The organism is Streptomyces sp. NBC_00820, from assembly GCF_036347055.1.
GTDB lineage: Bacteria > Actinomycetota > Actinomycetes > Streptomycetales > Streptomycetaceae > Streptomyces.
In genome coordinates this window covers 3,653,878-3,671,194 of the sequence record NZ_CP108882.1, presented here as the reverse complement: position 1 = coordinate 3,671,194, position 17,317 = coordinate 3,653,878, and the positions used below count along the sequence as shown (strand labels likewise).

Annotated in this window: 14 protein-coding genes, 1 tRNA gene and 4 pseudogenes; 9 read left to right on the top strand and 10 right to left on the bottom strand. The window is 70.1% G+C overall.

What is annotated here, in order from left to right:
- The first annotated feature begins 286 nt into the window (after positions 1–286).
- Complete coding sequence (locus OIB37_RS16575; RefSeq protein WP_330458373.1) at positions 287–832, top strand: hypothetical protein; 546 nt, start codon at positions 287–289, stop codon at positions 830–832.
- 513 nt (positions 833–1,345) lie between these two features.
- Positions 1,346–1,570 (top strand): annotated as a pseudogene (locus OIB37_RS16570) (DUF899 family protein); the annotation flags it as partial.
- A gap of 48 nt (positions 1,571–1,618) precedes the next feature.
- On the opposite strand, the pseudogene OIB37_RS16565 reads toward OIB37_RS16570, so the two are convergent.
- From OIB37_RS16565 to OIB37_RS16545, 5 genes and pseudogenes are all read right to left on the bottom strand, one after another.
- A pseudogene (locus OIB37_RS16565) lies at positions 1,619–2,006 on the bottom strand (transposase); the annotation flags it as partial.
- Positions 2,007–2,012: 6 nt separating this feature from the next.
- A complete protein-coding gene (locus tag OIB37_RS16560; protein WP_330458372.1) occupies positions 2,013–2,597 on the bottom strand; it encodes a flavodoxin family protein in 585 nt (194 codons plus the stop codon).
- 346 nt (positions 2,598–2,943) lie between these two features.
- Positions 2,944–3,485 (bottom strand): annotated as a pseudogene (locus tag OIB37_RS16555) (helix-turn-helix domain-containing protein); the annotation flags it as partial.
- Positions 3,486–3,565: 80 nt separating this feature from the next.
- Positions 3,566–3,958, bottom strand: coding sequence for a hypothetical protein (locus tag OIB37_RS16550; RefSeq protein ID WP_330458370.1), 393 nt, complete (start codon positions 3,956–3,958; stop codon positions 3,566–3,568).
- Positions 3,959–4,049: 91 nt separating this feature from the next.
- Positions 4,050–4,814, bottom strand: a pseudogene (locus tag OIB37_RS16545) (IS3 family transposase); the annotation flags it as partial.
- On the opposite strand from OIB37_RS16545, the gene OIB37_RS16540 reads away from it, so the two are divergent.
- Positions 4,809–5,276 carry a tyrosine-type recombinase/integrase gene (locus tag OIB37_RS16540; RefSeq protein ID WP_330458369.1) on the top strand — a complete coding sequence of 156 codons (468 nt, stop codon included), beginning with the start codon at positions 4,809–4,811 and terminating at the stop codon, positions 5,274–5,276. The pseudogene OIB37_RS16545 and the gene OIB37_RS16540 overlap by 6 nt on opposite strands.
- A gap of 7 nt (positions 5,277–5,283) precedes the next feature.
- On the opposite strand, the gene OIB37_RS16535 is transcribed toward OIB37_RS16540, so the two are convergent.
- Positions 5,284–5,356, bottom strand: a tRNA-Arg gene (locus tag OIB37_RS16535).
- Between the two features lie 74 nt (positions 5,357–5,430).
- A complete protein-coding gene (locus OIB37_RS16530; RefSeq protein WP_330458368.1) occupies positions 5,431–6,708 on the bottom strand; it encodes a M6 family metalloprotease domain-containing protein in 1,278 nt (425 codons plus the stop codon).
- A gap of 408 nt (positions 6,709–7,116) precedes the next feature.
- Between OIB37_RS16530 and OIB37_RS16525 the strand changes: the two genes are divergently transcribed.
- On the top strand, positions 7,117–7,758 hold the full coding sequence (locus OIB37_RS16525; protein ID WP_330458367.1) for a TetR/AcrR family transcriptional regulator: 642 nt from the start codon (positions 7,117–7,119) through the stop codon (positions 7,756–7,758).
- Between the two features lie 398 nt (positions 7,759–8,156).
- Complete coding sequence (locus tag OIB37_RS16520) at positions 8,157–9,704, top strand: MFS transporter (protein ID WP_330458366.1); 1,548 nt, start codon at positions 8,157–8,159, stop codon at positions 9,702–9,704.
- A gap of 31 nt (positions 9,705–9,735) precedes the next feature.
- Here the strand turns inward: OIB37_RS16520 and OIB37_RS16515 are convergent, their stop codons facing one another.
- Positions 9,736–10,245 (bottom strand): MarR family winged helix-turn-helix transcriptional regulator, encoded by a 510-nt coding sequence (locus OIB37_RS16515; protein WP_330458365.1) that lies wholly within the window; start codon positions 10,243–10,245, stop codon positions 9,736–9,738.
- A gap of 126 nt (positions 10,246–10,371) precedes the next feature.
- Here OIB37_RS16515 and OIB37_RS16510 point away from each other — a divergent pair, with 126 nt between their 5' ends.
- Entirely contained in the window at positions 10,372–11,193 is an 822-nt protein-coding gene (locus tag OIB37_RS16510; protein ID WP_443058159.1) for a dioxygenase family protein, read from the top strand.
- A 46-nt stretch (positions 11,194–11,239) separates the two neighbouring features.
- Here the strand turns inward: OIB37_RS16510 and OIB37_RS16505 are convergent, their stop codons facing one another.
- Positions 11,240–11,776, bottom strand: coding sequence for a GNAT family N-acetyltransferase (locus tag OIB37_RS16505; RefSeq protein WP_330458364.1), 537 nt, complete (start codon positions 11,774–11,776; stop codon positions 11,240–11,242).
- Positions 11,777–12,005: 229 nt separating this feature from the next.
- On the opposite strand from OIB37_RS16505, the gene OIB37_RS16500 reads away from it, so the two are divergent.
- Positions 12,006–13,004: a sigma-70 family RNA polymerase sigma factor gene (locus OIB37_RS16500; protein WP_330458363.1), complete on the top strand. Its 999-nt coding sequence runs from the start codon at positions 12,006–12,008 to the stop codon at positions 13,002–13,004.
- Positions 13,005–13,764: 760 nt separating this feature from the next.
- Positions 13,765–14,436: a TetR/AcrR family transcriptional regulator gene (locus OIB37_RS16495; RefSeq protein WP_330461870.1), complete on the top strand. Its 672-nt coding sequence runs from the start codon at positions 13,765–13,767 to the stop codon at positions 14,434–14,436.
- Between the two features lie 143 nt (positions 14,437–14,579).
- Here OIB37_RS16495 and OIB37_RS16490 read toward each other — a convergent pair whose 3' ends face one another.
- Complete coding sequence (locus OIB37_RS16490) at positions 14,580–15,569, bottom strand: helix-turn-helix transcriptional regulator (protein ID WP_330458362.1); 990 nt, start codon at positions 15,567–15,569, stop codon at positions 14,580–14,582.
- A 230-nt stretch (positions 15,570–15,799) separates the two neighbouring features.
- Between OIB37_RS16490 and OIB37_RS16485 the strand changes: the two genes are divergently transcribed.
- A complete protein-coding gene (locus tag OIB37_RS16485; protein WP_330461869.1) occupies positions 15,800–17,275 on the top strand; it encodes an MFS transporter in 1,476 nt (491 codons plus the stop codon).
- Positions 17,276–17,317: the final 42 nt, after the last annotated feature.

Sequence of the window (17,317 nt, the reverse complement as noted above, 5' to 3'; positions counted from 1 at the left end):
CTGACGGCCCTCGCGATTGTCCGCGCAAGAGATCGGACGTTGAAGGTCATAAGGGCTGCCGGGAGGCCGATGAGAGGCAGTCTTGGGCGCTGCCAGTTGCTGGGATTGCTGTACTTCGCTGCTGTACAGCAACTGTACGAGGGCTCTGAAGGTGCAGTGGCATCCGGCTGTTGATCCCGGCTCCGCTGAGAGACCCTTCAGCTCTCGTACCAGCCTCCCGAGGCCCTTACGCATCAGAGTCTCCGGCCGTATGGTCCCTCCTGGCAGATACACGATCGGCGGGGGCATGTCGGGACAGCTATTCACCTTGATCGGTGTGCTCGTCGGCGCGGTTGCGTCCTACGTCGGCGGAGCCTTGACGGAGAGATCTCGGTGGCGGCGCCAACTTTCCACACGGTGGGACGAACGCCGCCTGGAGTGCTATCTCCGGTATGCCGACGCGATCAAGAGGTTCACCTCGCTGGCGGGCCGTCTGGCTGCAGGTAAGGGACTCTTCGACCTGCCGCAGCCACTCGCCAGGGAGGCCGGCCTGGAGCTGCTGGCCGAAGCTGAGCTTGAGCGTGGCTACGCGTTCGAGGCCGTGCTCCTCGTGGGAGAAGCGGAGACCATCTCGGCAGCCAGGTCTTTGCAGCGGCATGCCTGGGTACTGGAACAGTTCGTTCGGGACATGCGTCCAGGTACGCCAGACGATTGGATGAGGGCGTTCCGGGAGTTCCAGGGGAAGCGTGACGATTTCTACATCGCCGCACGCAACAGCCTGGGAGTCCATGCAAAGTTCCGGCTGCGATCCGAGGATCCAGCCATCCTCAGCCCGGATCCTCGCCACGTCTAGACACATCTGTGGTCGGCGACCAGCACTCTTTCCAAATCTCGGGGGCTGGCGCCCCGTCCGCTCACGCACCGCTCACGCAAACGGCCCCGGACGGGGAGTCCGAGGCCGAATAGGGTGTCTCCCTGGGGGAGAAACCCCAGGTCAGCGACTTAATGCGTTGTGCCCCCGGCAGGATTCGAACCTGCGACACCCGCTTCAGGAGTGGGATCGAATCCTTGCCGGGGAATGTCCGATGCTGCCGCGTGGTGCTGTCTCGCCTGGTCAGCGCCGCGCGGCTCCGTACGCGATCCGGCTCATGACGCCTCGTGCGGAACAGTCCGCTCACGCATCGCGCACGCACAGAGGGATGTGAGTGTGGGCTCTCCGCAGGGCACCAGGGGGGCATCCGCCGATCTGCCGCCGACAACGGCGCGCCTCCCAATATGCGTAGGAGTGAGAAGGCGTCCGCATTCTGTTCGGCGGTCTTGAACAGTCGAACGATGAGTTCTTGCGGGTTGCCGGGTCGGTACGGACATGACTGCAATGAACACGCCGCCGGTCGCCTCCCGCACGGAGTGGCTGGCCGCAATCGACGCTCTGCGAGGCCGGGAGAAGGCGCACACCCGGGAGGGCGACGCGATCGCCGCCGTACGGCGACGGCTGCCCATGACCGAGGTGGACCCGTCGACTCCGCTCGTCGGAGGCGACGGAGCCGTCCCCCTGGTCGACGTCTTCGAGGGCCTCACCCAGCTGTTCGTGTCCTATCACATGTGGCACGACGGCCGCCCCGCCGCGGACCAGTGTGAAGGCTGTGGCCTTGGCTTCCAGCTCGGTGATCTCGGCCTCGACGTGCTCTTCTTCCGCTGTCAGCCGTCCGTAGCTCATCGCCTTGTACTTGGAGGTGTTGGCCTTCAACTTCGTGCCGTCCACGGCGACGCGGCCCATCTTGACCATGCCCAGCCTCCGGGCCAGGTGCAGGCACTGGGAGAACAGTTCCGCGACGGCGTCCAGATGGAGGCGGAACCGGGCGATCGACCGGTAGTCCGGGCCCTGGTCGGCAGCCAGGAACCGGAAAGCGACATCGTCCACAACTTGCGCTCGATCGCACGGGAGGAGCGGACCCCAGTGGTGTGCCGTAGACCAGCAGGCGCACCATCAGCCGCGGATCGTAGGGCGGGAACCCGCGCGTTCCGGTGCCTTGTCACTCCTCCTCGAAGGGGAGCCGGGCGAGGGGCGCTTCCTGGGCGAAGAACGTCTTGGCACGGGAGGCCGCCCGTTCGTCGGTGAGCACCTGGCCGGGCCGGGAGCCATTGCCGAGGAGTACGCCGCCGAATCGCATGCCCATGAATGCCGCGGTGTGGTGCAAGGTGAGGATCAAGGGCTCGGCGACGACTTCCTCGCGGTGTGCCATGGCCGTCACGCCCCACAGGGTGCGCCCGGCCATCTTCGCCTTGAAGCCGGGGTCAGGGGTGGCCAGCCACCTCGACCAGTAGTCGAGGTAACGCTTGGCGTAGGACGACACGGAGTACCAGTACAGCGGCGAGGCGATCACGATGTCGGTGGCAGCCGTCGTTGCCTCCCACAACAGTGCCTCGTCGCCTTCCGCCTGCGGCCATGAGTCCACTGAATGGCGCGCGTCGTCATAGTCGGGCAGACGGAGCTCCGCCAGGTCCAGCCACCGCTGCTCGGTATCGCCCGGCAGTTGCTCCGCTGCGGCGCGGGCCAGCAGTTCGGTGTTGCCATCCGCGCGGGCGCTGCCGAGGAGAAAGAGGAACGAACGGGCCATGGAGCCCTCCAAAATCAGTCCGGGGTGTCAACTTCCGTACTCCAGAACGCGGTTGAGTTCGCCGTCTCCAACCGACCTCCATCGGCCGATATTCCGGCAGCGGAGCGCGGTCACGCCTCTCAGGCAAGGCTGACGAACGCGAGACCCCGCTGGACCTCCTCGCCGCCGAATCGGAACTTGTCGCCTCCGGGTCCGGCCACACGCTGATCGGAGACAAGAACCACGTCGGCCAGGGCTGCGAACCCGAACTGGCCGAGCAGGACATCCGGCTGTCGCGGCCGACCTGCAATGACGAGCCGGAACGGCCCGGGACGAGAGGTTCGAGGCCGAACAAGTCTTCCCCCGCTCATTCGGCGCGCGGACCGGACGCCGCCACCCCGTTCCGCCGCTGTCCCGTGCGATGACGGAAGACGTGGCGGTACGTCTGGGGAGAGACCCCGGTGAGTCGGCCGAAGTGGTGCCGCAGATTGGCGGCGCTCCCGAAGCCGGTGCGCTGCGCGACACTCTCCACCGGCTCGTCGGTCTCCTCCAGCAACTCCTGAGCCAGCCGGACCCGTTCCTGCAGGATCCACTGCAGGGGCGTCGTGCCGAGCGTCTCGCGGAACCGGCGGGCGAAGGTGCGCTCGCTCAGCCCCGCCTCGCGGGCGAGCTGCGGCACCGTCAACTGCTCGTGCAGCCGGCTGCGGGCCTGCTCCAGGACGGGCGTGAGGGTGTCGTTCGTCCTGCGCACCCGGAGGGGTGGCCGCGCGTACTGGGCCGGTCCGCCCTCGCGGTGCGGCGGAACGACCATGCGCCGGGCCACTTCGTTGGCGACCGCGGAGCCGCGGTCCTGGCGGACCAGGTGGAGCAGAGGTCGATGGCGGATCCCGTGCCCGCCGAGGTGCGGATGACGTCTCACACTTAGGTGAGACAGGAGAGCGCAAATCATCTCGGAGAACTGTGGGCATCTTGTCGCGCTGCCGTAGTTCCTAGAGCGCTGCAGCCAGGACCGCGGCCAGCGCGAAAACGCTGGCCAGTACGGAGCAGACGATCGCAGCGACGAGGTGGGTGCGCCGGTAGTTCTCCTCGTCCTGTACCACCACCGCGGTACGCGGCCTGCCCTTCCAGTAGGCGATCTCCACCACGTCGCCAGCCTCGAATCGTGGAGAACCATAGCCCTGAACCGCAACCCGTCTGCTCTTGCCGTCCGGAGTGACGAACGAACACCAGGCGCTCGCGTCGCCGTCGTCCCAGGTGACGTAGTCGCACACGCCACGTGCGCGCTCGCCATGGGCTATGACGTGACGGATGGCATGCGCCTTCCTGGCCGGGATCAAACCCAGCAGGCCGAAGAAGACGGCCGCGGCTATGTAGGCACTCATCAGTCCCCCTCAAGACATGACGGCGATCATGCCGCACTCGCCTACAGAGATGCAGGGGCCTTCCCCCGTGATGGTGGACACGCTTCGTTAATCACGCGGCGAGCGTGAGCTTAGCGGTGTGGTGTCGGCGTTCGTATTCGTTGGGGCTGAGGTGGCCGTTGGCGGAGTGCCGGCGGCGGGTGTTGTAGCGGGTCAGCCAGGCGAAGACCCTGTTTCTGCAGGTGGCGGGGTCGCCGTAGTCGTGGGCGCCCTGGAGGGTCTCTCGCTTGAGGGACGCGTGGAAGCTCTCGCAAGCCGCGTTGTCCGCGCTGGTGCCGACCGCGCCCATCGACCGGGTGACCCCGAGCTGGATGCAGAGGTCGGCGAAGGCCCTGGAGCCGTATTGGGCTCCGTGGTCGGAGTGGAACACCGCCCCGTCCAGGCCGCCGCGGGTCGCCGCCGTCATCCTCAGAGCGTCGGCTACCAGATCCGTGCGCATGTGGTCGGCGATGGACCAGCCGACGACCTTGCGGCTGAAGCAGTCCAGCACTGTCGCGAGGTAGAGGAACTCACCGCCCGCGAGAGGGAGATACGTGATGTCGCCCATGTATTTCAGGCCGGGTTCGACCGCGGTGAAGTCCCGCTGGAACAGGTCCGGAACCAACCTGGCGGCCGGGTCCGGATCAGTGGTGCGGACGCGTCTGCGCAGGCGGATGCCGGTGATGGAGAACGTCCGCATCACCCGGGCGATCCGCTTCTCGTTGACTCGCAGGCCCTTCGCGCGGAGTTCAGCGGTCACCCGCGGAGAGCCGTAGGCGCCGCCGGACTCGCCGTGGACCTCGCGGATCCGTTCGGCCAGGAGCCGGTCCTCATGCGCGCCTGGGTGGAGACCGGCCGCGCCTTCACCAGGGAGAACGGCGAGATGCTCCACCCCGCCAACGTCACACGGCGCTTCATCGAGCTGTACGAGGAGATCGGTCTCCCGCCCGTCCGGCTCCACGACCTCCGCCACGGCGCGGCAACGCTGGCCCACGCGGCCGGGGCCGGTCTGAAGGACATCCAGGAGATGCTCGGCCACTCCTCGATCACCATCACGGCCGACACCTACACGAGCCTGCTTCCCGAGGCGGATCTGGCGATCGCCGAGGCCGCGGCCCGGCTCGTGCCGCGCGCACAGCGCGTGCTGGATGGTGCTGATCCATCCGGAGAGATATCGGGGTCTGGCGCCCCGTCCGCTCACGCACCGCTCACGCACCGCTCACGCAAACGGCCCCGGACGGGGAGTCCGAGGCCGAATAGGGTGCCTCCCTGGGGGAGAAACCCCAGGTCAGCGGCTTAACGTGTTGTGCCCCCGGCAGGATTCGAACCTGCGACACCCGCTTTAGGAGAGCGGTGCTCTATCCCCTGAGCTACGAAGGCGTGCTGCACTCGGTGGACAGGGTACCGGATCAGGAGGTCGCAGCGTGAGGAGGTAATGGTGGGGGCGTGGGGCGTCAGCTGCGGGTGACGCGCACCTTGTACTCGCCGTCCAGGTCGGCGCTCGCCACGTGGACGGTGATGCCGTGGCGGGGGTCCTTGAAGGTCTCGCCGGGGGCGAAGGGGGCGTCGGAGAGTTCGGCCTGGACGTTGGGGCTGCGGGTGCAGCCGCCGCTGTCGCGGTGGGCGTCGAAGACGGTGATGGGGCCGCGTCCGGTGTCCACGGTGGCGTCGACCCTGTAGATGAGGATGCCCGGCTTGCAGATCGCCTCGTCGTTGCCGCCCTGTGCGCGCAGTTCGAGCGCGTAGGAGGAGCGTGCGTCGACGGGGATGATGACCAGCTTGCCGCCGCCCGCCTTGGAGAGCGGTGTCAGCGTGTACTCCGCGCTGCCCTTGGCCGACACGCAGCCGACCTGGGTGGCGTCCAGCCAGCCCAGTTTCCACTTGTGCCAGCCGAGCAGGTCGTTGTTGGCGCCCCAGTCCTCGCTCATGATGTCCCAGTGCCCGACCGTGCCCCCGCCGTCCTGGGTGTAGAGGTCGGGCAGGCCGAAGGTGTGGCCGTTCTCGTGCGGCAGCACCCGGTACCCGGTGTGCGTGTAGGTGCCGGAGCCGTCGTCCTGGCGGGAGTAGACGAAGGACGCGTTGGAGATGGGGACCCCGTCGGCGACCGGGGCCTCGCCGTTGCCGGCGAAGGTCACGGAGAGCACGGTGTCCAGGGCGGAGGGGCCGGCGTTCGGGGTGACCAGCACGTTCAGCAGGTCGTACGAGCGGAAGTCCACGTCGGGATCGGCGGCGGCCACGATGTCCTGGACCAGGTCCCGGTAGCCGGGATCGAAGGGGGCGCCGCGCTCTATGCCGTAGTCCCTGAAGGACTTGGGCATCCGCAGCCAGGTGGTGATGGGGGTCTCGGGGCGGTAGTCGAGGTGGCCGTACGACGCCGTGCGGAACCATTCCTGGGTCTGCGGGAAGAACTCGTGGAAGCGGTCGAGGGCGCTGCCCTGTCCGGGCGCGTCGGAGAAGTCGACCATCAGCGTCAGGGCGCGGACGGTGCCGGTGGAGTGGGAGTAGCCGGTCGGTGTCGGAAGGCCCTCCGTCATCTGCACGTCGGCGCCGCCGCGGATCAGGCAGGGCACGAGGGCGGAGGAGCGGGCCGGGCCGACGGGCCCGGCGGTGGTGGGCGCCGCCAGATGTCCGGTCCCCGCCGAGGTGCTGACCGCGAAGGTCAGCGCGATCACCGAGGCGAGGGTGGCCACGCGGCGCGGGCGTATGCGGCGTCGGGGTGACTGAGGCTGCATGAACGCACCTCTCGCTCCACGGCAGCCTCCGGTCTCCGACTGCACCCTTGCGCTCACCCTGTGTCGCCGCGGCGGAGGGCGCGCGCTGGGAGAGACCGATCGTGCTATTTCGACGCACCCCGGTGTGAATCACGTCTAGTAGGGTGAATCGCGTCGAGTGGTGCGAGGTGGGTGAAGTGCGTCGCGCCGGGCGGACGGAGCATGTGGCGCAGGTCACATGGATTGGGTTCGGGAGAGGGAAATAAGCGGGGATCCTCTCCCCGTTTAGACCTGTGTCCGCGCGAAACGGGGAACTCCTCCCCGGATCACCGCAGGCGCCCAGCAAGCCCAGTGCCAGTGATCCCCAGAGGTCCTCAGTGATCCCCGGGGACGCGTGGTGATCCGCATTCGTCCGACTTGGAGTACGCCGTGCAGACCGCAGTCCCCGCTCGCAAGGCGCACCGGCCCCGTGCCGACGCGCTGCGCAACCGGGAGCGGATCGTCACCGCCGCCCGGGAGATGTTCGTCGAGTACGGCCCTGACGTGCCGCTCGACGAGATCGCCCGCCGGGCCGGTGTCGGCAACGCCACGCTGTACCGGAACTTCCCGGACCGCGACGCCCTCGTCCGCGAGGTCGTCTGTTCCGTGATGGGCCGTACGGCCGAGGCGGCCGCGGGAGCGCTCGCGGAGACCGGTGACGCGTTCGCCGCCCTCGAGCACTTCGTGCACACCGCGGCGGACGAACGCATCAGCGCACTGTGTCCGATGATCTCCAGCACCTTCGATCAGCATCACCCCGACCTGGAAGCGGCGGGACAACGGGTCGAGCAGCTGATCGGGGAGGTCATGGACCGCGCCAGGACGGCCGGGCAGCTCCGGCCGGACGTCGGGACCGGCGACCTGCTGGTCGCCGTGGCCCAGCTGAGCCGGCCCCCGGCCGGTGCGGCGTGCTTCAGCGCCGACCGCTTCGTGCACCGCCATCTGCAGTTGTTCCTGGACGGTCTGCGGGCTCCGGCCCGCACCGTTCTGCCGGGCACGGCCGTGACCATGGAGGATCTGCGCCAGTCCTGACCGACCGATGACCGACCGGATCGCCACGACGACCGGACCGCCACGACCGACATGACCGACCGGGCCGGACCGGCATGACCGACCGGACCGCCACGACCAATCCGGGCTGACCGACCAACCCGGGCTGACCGATCCGACCGATCCGACCGATCGGGCCCGCTGGACCGACCAGGTCTGCCGGGACGGTGATTCGGGGGCCGGATCCCGGTCCTCCTGCCCAGCAAGCCCTCAGCTTCCGGCCGTCGACGGGGACGGCCGTTCCTCCTTCGCGCGCCCGCGCGGACCCGCGCGTGCGCACGCGCGGGTCCGTACCGGCACGCACGGCACGCGCGAGCCCGCACGCCCGCGCGCGTCTCCTTACACCTTTTCCGCAACGAAGTCCCGAAGTGGGTACCTCCATGTCTCGATCAGCCAGCAAGGATCCCGGAGTCGCCGCGCCGAGCGGTGGCGACGCCAACCGCTGGAAGGCGCTCGCCTTCATCGCGCTCGCCCAGCTGATGGTCGTCCTCGACGCCACCATCGTGAACATCGCCCTGCCGTCCGCGCAGACGGACCTCGGCATATCCGACGGCAACCGGCAGTGGGTCGTCACCGCCTACGCCCTCGCCTTCGGCGGTCTGCTGCTCTTCGGCGGCCGCATCGCCGACCTGTGGGGCCGCAAGCGCGCCTTCGTCCTCGGCCTGGCCGGTTTCGCCGCCGCCTCCGCGCTCGGCGGCGTCGCCACCTCCGGCGCCATGATGTTCGGCGCCCGCGCGCTGCAGGGTGCCTTCGGTGCCCTGCTCGCCCCGGCCGCGCTCTCGCTGCTCGCCGTGATGTTCACGGACGCCAAGGAGCGCGCCAAGGCGTTCGGCATCTACGGCGCGATCGCCGGCGGCGGCGGCGCCGTCGGCCTGATCCTCGGCGGCTTCCTCACCGAGTACCTGGACTGGCGCTGGACGTTCTTCGTGAACATCCCGTTCGCCATCATCGCCGGTGTCGGCGCCTACCTGGTCATCCGTGAGCCCGAGGGCGGCCGCAACCGCTCCCCGCTCGACATCCCCGGCGTGATCCTGTCCACCCTCGGCCTGGTCGCCCTGGTGTACGGCTTCACCCGCGCCGAGTCCGACGGCTGGAGCGACGCCGTCACCATCTCGATGTTCGTCGCGTCCGTGGTGCTGCTGTCGACCTTCGTGGTGGTCGAGTCCAAGGTCAAGGCCCCGCTGCTGCCGCTGCGCGTGATCACCGACCGCAACCGCGGCGGCATCTACCTCTCCCTCGGCCTCGCGATCATCGGCATGTTCGGCCTGTTCCTCTTCCTGACCTACTACCTCCAGGTCGTGAAGGGCTACTCGCCGGTCAAGACCGGCTTCGCGTTCCTGCCGATGGTGGCCGGCATGATCACCGGCTCCACCCAGATCGGCGCCCGCCTGATGACCCGCGTGCGGGCCCGCTACCTGATGGGCCCCGGCTTCTTCGTCGCCGGCGTCGGCATGCTGCTGCTGACCCAGCTGGAGGTCGGCTCCTCGTACGCCGCCCTGCTGCTGCCCGCGATGGTGCTGCTCGGCCTCGGCATGGGTACGGCGTTCATGCCGGCCATGTCCCTGGCCACCCAGGGCGTCGAGCCCCGGGACGCCGGTGTCGCCTCCGCGATGGTCAACACCTCGCAGCAGGTGGGCGGCGCGATCGGCACCGCCCTGCTGAACACCATCGCCGCCTCCGCGCAGGCGTCGTACATCAAGGACCACATCGCCACCGCGGTCTCCAAGCCGCAGGCGCAGCTGGTCACGCTGGACGGCATGGTGCACGGCTACACCGCGGCGATCTGGCTCGCCGTCGCCATCCTGGCGGCCGCCTCGCTGATCGCCTTCACCTTCGTCAACGCCGGCCGTCCGGGCTCCACTCCGGTGGCCTCCGGCAGCGGTGACGGTGTGGAGGACGAGGTGCCGGTGCCGGTGGTCGCTCACTGAGCGAGCGCGAGGCGCCGTGACGGACGGTGACTCAGCGGAGCCAGGGCAGGTCCGCACCCGCTTCGTCGGGCTGAAGGCCCTCGGCGACGATCTCCATGATCTCGCCGAGGGCCTTCTGCTGTCCGGGGGTCAGCCGCTCGAACAGCGCCTGCCGTACGGCGGTCACATGGCCCGGGGCGGTCTCGCGCAGCACCTCGGTCCCCTCCTCGGTGAGCACCGCGAACTGGCCGCGCTTGTCCGAGGGGCAGTCCTCGCGGCGGACCCAGCCGTTGCGCTCCAGCCGCGCGATCGCGTGCGACAGCCGGGAGCGGGTGATCTTCGCCTTCATCGCCAGCTCGGTCATCCGCAGCCTGCGGCGGGGCGCCTCGGCGAGGGTGACGAGGAGGCCGTAGTAGATGTGCGGCATCCCCGCGTCGCGCTGGAGCTGGCGGTCGAGGTGGTCCTCCAGCAGCGTGGTGGCGTGCAGATAGGCGCGCCAGACGCGCTGTTCCTCGTCGGTGAGCCAGCGGTGCCGGCCGGCGGAGTCCGTTGCCGAGTTCATGGGTCCCACTGTACGAGCCACCTCCTTGAAACTTGAACAAGTCGGGCGTACGCTCTTCGCGTAATGCTTGAGAGTTAAAGCATCTGCCGAACGCCACGTGGACCGAGACCGCAGGGAGCCGCCGCCATGTCCGACGCAGCCGTCGACGCCGTACCGCAGCCGTCCGCCACCGGGCGTGAGCGCATGCCCGCCCTCTACCTCAGCCACGGCGCCCCGCCGCTCGCCGACGATCCCGTCTGGCCCGGCCAGCTCGCCGCCTGGTCCGCGGCCCTGCCCCGGCCCAGGGCGATCCTCGTCGTCTCCGCCCACTGGGAGGAGGCCCCGCTCGCCCTCGGCGCCGTCACCACCGTCCCACTGGTCTACGACTTCTGGGGCTTCCCCGAGCACTACTACCAGGTGCGATACGACGCCCCCGGCGCACCGGAGCTCGCCGAGTCCGTCCGCAAGCTGCTGCGCGCCCCCGGCACCCCCGTCCAGGACATCCCCGACCGCGGGCTCGACCACGGCGCGTACGTCCCCCTGGTCGAGATGTTCCCGGACGCCGACATCTCCGTCCTGCAGATCTCCATGCCCACCCTCGACCCGGTCCGCCTGATGGACATCGGCCGCAGGCTCGCTCCGCTGCGCGACGAGGGCGTACTGATCGTCGGCTCCGGATTCTTCACCCACAACCTGGCCGCCCTGCGCCACGCGGGCGGCGTGCCGAGCTGGTCCTCCGAGTTCGACGACTGGGGCAGGCGGGCCCTGGAGGCCCGGGACTGGGACGCCCTGCTGGACTTCCTGAACAAGGCCCCGGCCGGCCGCTACGCCCATCCGCGCACCGAGCACTTCGCACCGCTCTTCGTCACCATGGGCGCGGCGGAGGCGGGCGGCGAGCTCGACACGCAGAAGTCGGTGATCGACGGGTTCTGGATGGGGCTGGCGAAGAGGTCGGCGCAGTTCGGCTGACCCGGCTTCGCCCGGGAGCCGGGTGGGGAGCTGGGGGAGCCGGGGGCTACAGGTCCTTCTCGTACCAGGCCACGTCCCAGTAGTGGCCGAACTTGCGGCCCACCTCGCGGTACGTGCCGACGTGCCGGAAGCCGAAGCGGGCGTGCAGCCGCTCGGAGGCCTCGTTCGGCTGCGCGATCCCGGCGTAGGCGCGGTGTACGTCCTCCTCGGCCAGGGCCTTGAAGAGGGCGGCGTAGAGGAGGCCGCCGATGCCGCGCCGGCCGGCGGTGCCCCCTCTGAGGGAGTCCGGGGCGACGTACACCGACGTCTCCACGGAGGTGGCGTAGGCGGGCTTCGGCCGGTAGGGGCTGGATGTGGCGTACCCCAGAATCTCCTGAGAGTCCGTGTCCGTGGCAACCATCAGGCGGTGCGGGCCGTCTTCCGGGTGGGAGAGCAGCCAGGGACGGCGCTCCCGCGGAGTGAAGACCGCCGTGTCGAACGTGATGGCCGTCTCACGTACGTAGTGGTTGTAGAGGGCCGTGAGGGCATCGAGATCCGCCTCGACTCCCGGCCTGACCTGCACCTCTGTACGCCCGGTCGACATCACGCCTCCCTGTGTGGCGAAACAGGGTACTGCATGATCAGAAAAATAGGGGGACGGGTTGGGAATTCTGTCCGGATTCCAGTCGTTGTTTCCCACAGATGCAGGGCACTCGAGGAGAGTCCCAGAGGAAGTCCCGGAGTGCTGAGCGTTCGCCAGGACCACCCGCCAGCCCTCCCCCGAGCTCTCGGCTTCGGCCGAGCAGGGGGGACCCCAACGCAAGGGAGCACGCATGGCAACCCGTGCCGTCGCCCGTCGTAAGTCCGCCACTGGCGAGACGGCCGACTCGGCAAGCAGTGTTCGCGCACACGGCGGCGAGATCGCGGACCGTGATCTGGTCGGCATGTACCTCGACGAGATCGCGCGCACGCCGCTGCTCGACGCCGCCAAGGAGGTCGAGCTGTCCCAGATCATCGAAGCGGGTGTGTTCGCACGGCAGCTCCTCGACGGGCACGAGGAGACGAGGGTCGGGGCGACCCGTGACGAGCTGGAGGCGCTGATCGTCGACGCCGAGCGGGCCAAGGACGTCTTCATCCGTTCCAACCTCCGCCTGGTCGTGGCGGTCGCGCGGCGCTACCCGCGAGCGGGCCTGCCCCTCCTCGACCTGATCCAGGAGGGCAACGCCGGTCTGGTGCGCGCGGTCGAGAAGTTCGACTACCGCAAGGGCTTCAAGTTCTCGACGTACGCCACCTGGTGGATCCGCCAGGCCATCACCCGCTCCATCGCCGACCAGTCCCGCACCATCCGGCTCCCCGTCCACCTGGTGGAGGAGCTGGGCCGCATCCGCCGCGTGCAGCGCGAGTTCAACCGCGAGCACGGGCGCGAGGCGGAGCCCGCGGAGATCGCCGCCGAGCTGGGCTCGACGCCGGAGCGCGTGACCGACGTGCTCGACTGGTCCCGCGACCCGGTCTCGCTGAACATGCCGGTGGACGACCAGGGTGAGACGCAGTTCGGTGACCTGCTGGAGGACACCTCCGCGGTCTCTCCCGAGCAGTCCGTCCTCAGCCTGCTGCGCAGCGAGGAGCTGGACGACCTGATCGGCCGCCTGGACGAGCGCACGGCCTCCATCATCAAGATGCGGTACGGCATCGACGACGGCCGCGAGCGCACCCTCACGGAGGTGGGCAAGGAGCACGGTCTGACCCGTGAACGCATCCGGCAGATCGAGAAGCACGCGCTGCTCGAACTGAAGAAGCTGGCCCGCGACACCGGCTTCGACGCGGCGGCGTGACATCACGGGGCGTACGCCCGGTGGCGAAAGACGGCGCAAACATGGCGCGGTACCGTCGCTTCAACCCCGGGGTCCGAGGGAACAACCCTTCCGGGCCCGGGAATTGAACCCGAGGATCGCACCCAGGGAACGAAGCCCGGGGGCCGCACTCCCTCACCGCGCCACTTGAGCCATGTCCCCCACGCCAGTTGAACCACGTCCCGACGCAATCCCCCCCGGCGCCGGGACCTTCCCAGCCGGGCCCCGGCGCCTACCCCCCCCCAGGCGCCGGGGCCCGGTTTTTCTTGTGTGTGGGGGCGGGCGAGTTCCGGTCCCTGTCGGGGGTCGGGTTCGGGGCCGAGGTCGGGGTCGGGGTTGTGCTTGGGCCTGGGACTGGCCGGGATCGGGGGGTGGGCGAGTTCGGGAAAGCGCACCCCGGGCGTCCGGAACATCCACGGACATGCTGGAATGGCGGGCCACCCCGTACCTGAACCCCGGGGTGGCCCGCCGGATGGCAGATTCTGCCACATCGGCATAGCCTGCCAACGTGAGCACCCCCCGCACCACCGGCACCACCGGCACCTCCCGCACCACTGGCACTCCCCGCATCACCGGTACTTCCCGCATCACCGGCGTCATTGGCACTGGCGGTACCACTGGTACTGGCGGTGCCACTGGTACTGGCGGTCCTGCCGGATTTACCGGCACCGCCATCCACCGGCAGCTTTTTCCGGCCTCCCCGTCGGCGTCCCTCACCGAACGCCGCAAGGCCGAGACCCGCATGGAGATCGCCCAGGCGGCGGCCACGCTCTTCGTGCGCCACGGACTGCGGAACACCCGGGCCGAGGACATCGCCCAGGCGGCGGGCATCGCCCCGCGCACGTTCTACCGGTACTTCGCCTCCAAGGAAGAGGCGGTGGCCCCCCTCTACGCGGCCGGCGCCCAGCTCTGGACGGCGGCGGTCCACCACGCCCCGGCCTCCCTGACCATCCCCGAGGCGCTCCGCCACGCGGTCGACCAGACCCTCGCCCCCGGCTCCGGCCTCTCCGCCTCGTCCTGGGAGTGGGCCCGCACCTTGATCCACCTCGCCGACACGAGCCCGGCGCTCCGCAAGGTGTGGGCCGAGGTGTGCCAGGCGGCGGAGGAGGAACTGGCCCCGGTTCTGGCCGTGCGCCTGGCTTCGGCGAGAGGGGCGTCGGCTTCGGCCGCCTCCGTGGACAACGTTGCCGAGACCGGCACGGCCGACGCCGATGCGCACGCCCTCCTCCCCGCCGACGCCACCGTCACCCCGCACCTCCGGTTCGCCGCGGCGGTCGCCTGCGCGGCCGTCCGCGTGGCGGTCGAGGCATGGGCCGCCACCACCTCCCCGCACACCGGCCCCGGCGGCCCGGCCGCCCTGGCACTGCGCAACCTCACGGCGCTGGGGGACTTCGGGTGGGGCGGATCGGCCTGAGCGGCCGACTGGGCCGACTGGATTGGCAGGGCCGACAGGGCCGACTGGGCTGACGGCTGAGTTGAGGGTCGGGTCGGTCGGCCCGGCTCGGCCGGTCCTTTCGGTGCGGGCCGCCGTCGCCGCCACGCCGAGACGGGTGGCGCCTACCCGGGTGGCGCGACCTCCGCCCCCGCCGCCCCGGCCCTGCTCATCCGCGCACCCAAGTCCCGTACGCACGCGCCCAGTTCATCCGGTGCCAGGACCGCGAACTCGCACCCCACCATCGCCAGCCGCACCGCCAGCCACTCCACCGGGTCCCCGCTCTCCCCTCGCAGGACGCACCCGCCCGCCCCGTCCGCCTCGGGTGTCCCGACCCACCCCGGAATCCGCGAGGCGACGGCCTCCGGCGGTGCGGCGAAGCGCACGGTGAACGCGTACGTCTCCTGCTGCCCCCGGATCGAGCGGCGCAGGTACTCCGCGGCGCTCCCCTCCGGCAACTCCCGCGGAGTGAACCGCGCCCCGGTGGCGGCGGGTTCGCTCACCCGGTCCACCCGGAAGGTGCGCCAGTCCTCGCGGTCGAGGTCGTACGCGACGAGGTACCAGCGCCGCCCCGTGGACACCAGCCGGTACGGCTCGGTGAGCCGGCGTGACTCGCTGCCGTCCTTGGCGCGGTAGGCGAACCGCAGCCGCTCCCGGCCCGCGACCGTCGACGCCATGACGGTCAGGGTCTCGGGCGCGATGCTCGCCCCGTCCCCGCCGGCCAGCGGGGTCGTCGCGGCCTGGAGGGTGGACACCCGGTGCCGCAGTCGCGCAGGCAGCACCTGTTCCAGCTTCGCCAGCGCCCGTACGGACGCCTCGTCGACGCCCGCCACCGCGTGCCCGGCCCCGGCGCGCAGGCCGACCGCGATCGCCACGGCCTCCTCGTCGTCGAGCACCAGCGGGGGCATCGCCTTGCCCGCGACCAGCCGGTACCCGCCGTCGGAGCCCTTCGTGGCCTGCACGGGATAGCCCAGCTCACGCAGCCGGTCGACGTCCCGCCGCACCGTGCGCCGGGACACCCCGAGCCGCTCGGCCAGCTCGCCGCCGGGCCATTCGCGCGGGGTCTGCAGGAGGGAGAGGAGCTGGAGGATGCGACCCGGGGTGTCCGTCGTCATGCCTCTCAGCATGGCGTACATCTAGGACACGATCTGACCTAATGAGGTCTTAGCTTGCGGACATGACATCCACGGAACAGACCTCCGGCGCCCAGCCGGCGCAGGCCCGGGCGCAGGCCCAGGACCGGGCCGAGGTGCAGGCGCAGGTCCCGGCACAGGGCCAGGCTCAGGCACCGGCTCAAGCCGAGGCGCAGGGCGACCGCCGCCGTTGGTTCGCGCTCGCGATCGTGATGACCGCGGCCTTCATGGACCTCGTCGACGTCACGATCGTCAACATCGCGATCCCCTCCATCGAGCACGACGCGGGCGCCTCCTTCAGCCAGATCCAGTGGATAACCGCCGGCTACGCCCTCGCCTTCGCCGCGGGCCTGATCACCGGCGGCCGGCTCGGCGACATCCACGGCCGCAAGCGTCTGTTCCTCCTGGGTATCGCCGGCTTCACCGTCGCCTCCGCCCTCTGCGGTTTCGCCGCGAACCCCGAGATGCTGGTCGCCTCCCGCATCCTGCAGGGCGCCATGGCGGCGATGATGGTCCCGCAGGTCCTGTCGATCGTGCACGCCACCTTCCCGGCCCATGAACGCGGCAAGGTGTTCGGCCTGTTCGGCGCGATCGTCGGCCTCGGCGCGGTCTCCGGACCGCTGCTCGGCGCGCTGCTGACGGAGTGGAACCTGTTCGGCCTGGAGTGGCGGCCGATCTTCCTGATCAACCTGCCCGTCGGCCTCGTCGCCCTCTTCCTCGGCCGCCGCTACATCACCGAGTCCCGCGCCCCGAAGGCGCTGAAGCTGGACCTCGTCGGCGTCGCCCTGGTCACGCTGGGCCTGCTCATGCTGCTGTACCCGCTCACCCGCGGCCGCGAGCTGGGCTGGCCGCTGTGGGGGTACGTCTCGATGGCGGGCGCGTTCGTCGTCTTCGCGGTGCTGGTGGCGTACGAGCGCCGCAAGGCGGACCGCGACGGCTCCCCGCTGATCGAGCTGTCCCTGTTCCGGGTGAAGAGCTTCGCCGCCGGCATCGCCGTACAGACCGTCTTCGGTGTCGCGCTCGGCATCTTCTTCCTGGTCTGGACGCTGTACATGCAGATCGGCCTCGGCTGGCGCCCGCTGCGGGCCGGACTGACCGGCGTGCCGTTCTCGCTCGCCGTGTCCACGGCCGCCGGCCTGTCCGTGCAGAAGCTGGTCCCGCGGTTCGGGCGCAAGGTCCTCCAGGCCGGCGCGCTGGTGATGGGGGCGGGCGTGCTGATCTACATCGGGGAGGCCCACCGTTACGGCCTCGCCATCGCCTCCTGGCAGATGACCCTGCCGCTGGTCGTGATGGGCGCCGGCATGGGCCTGATCGTCGCCCCGCTCACCGACGCGGTCCTCTCCGAAGTGCCGCGCGAGCACGCCGGATCCGCGTCCGGCCTGATCAACACCGTGCAGCAGATGGGCAACGCGCTCGGCCTCGGCCTGGTGTCGGTCGTCTTCTTCGGGGTGATCGACGACCGGCTGGCCCGGACGCAGGTCGGCCCGGCCTTCGCGCACGCCTTCCAGCACGCGCTGTGGTGGGTGGCCGCCGTCATGGGCGTGATCTTCCTGCTGATGTTCGCGCTGCCCAAGCGCCCGGCGCAGCACGTCGAGGGCGCGGAGGATGCGGAGGGCGCGGCGGATGCGGAGGACGCGGCGGACGAGGCGGCTCCGGCGACGGAGGGTGCGGGCGAACTCGTCCACTGACCTGCCGTCGGCTCTCTGCCGTCGACCTGCCGTCGGCTCTCA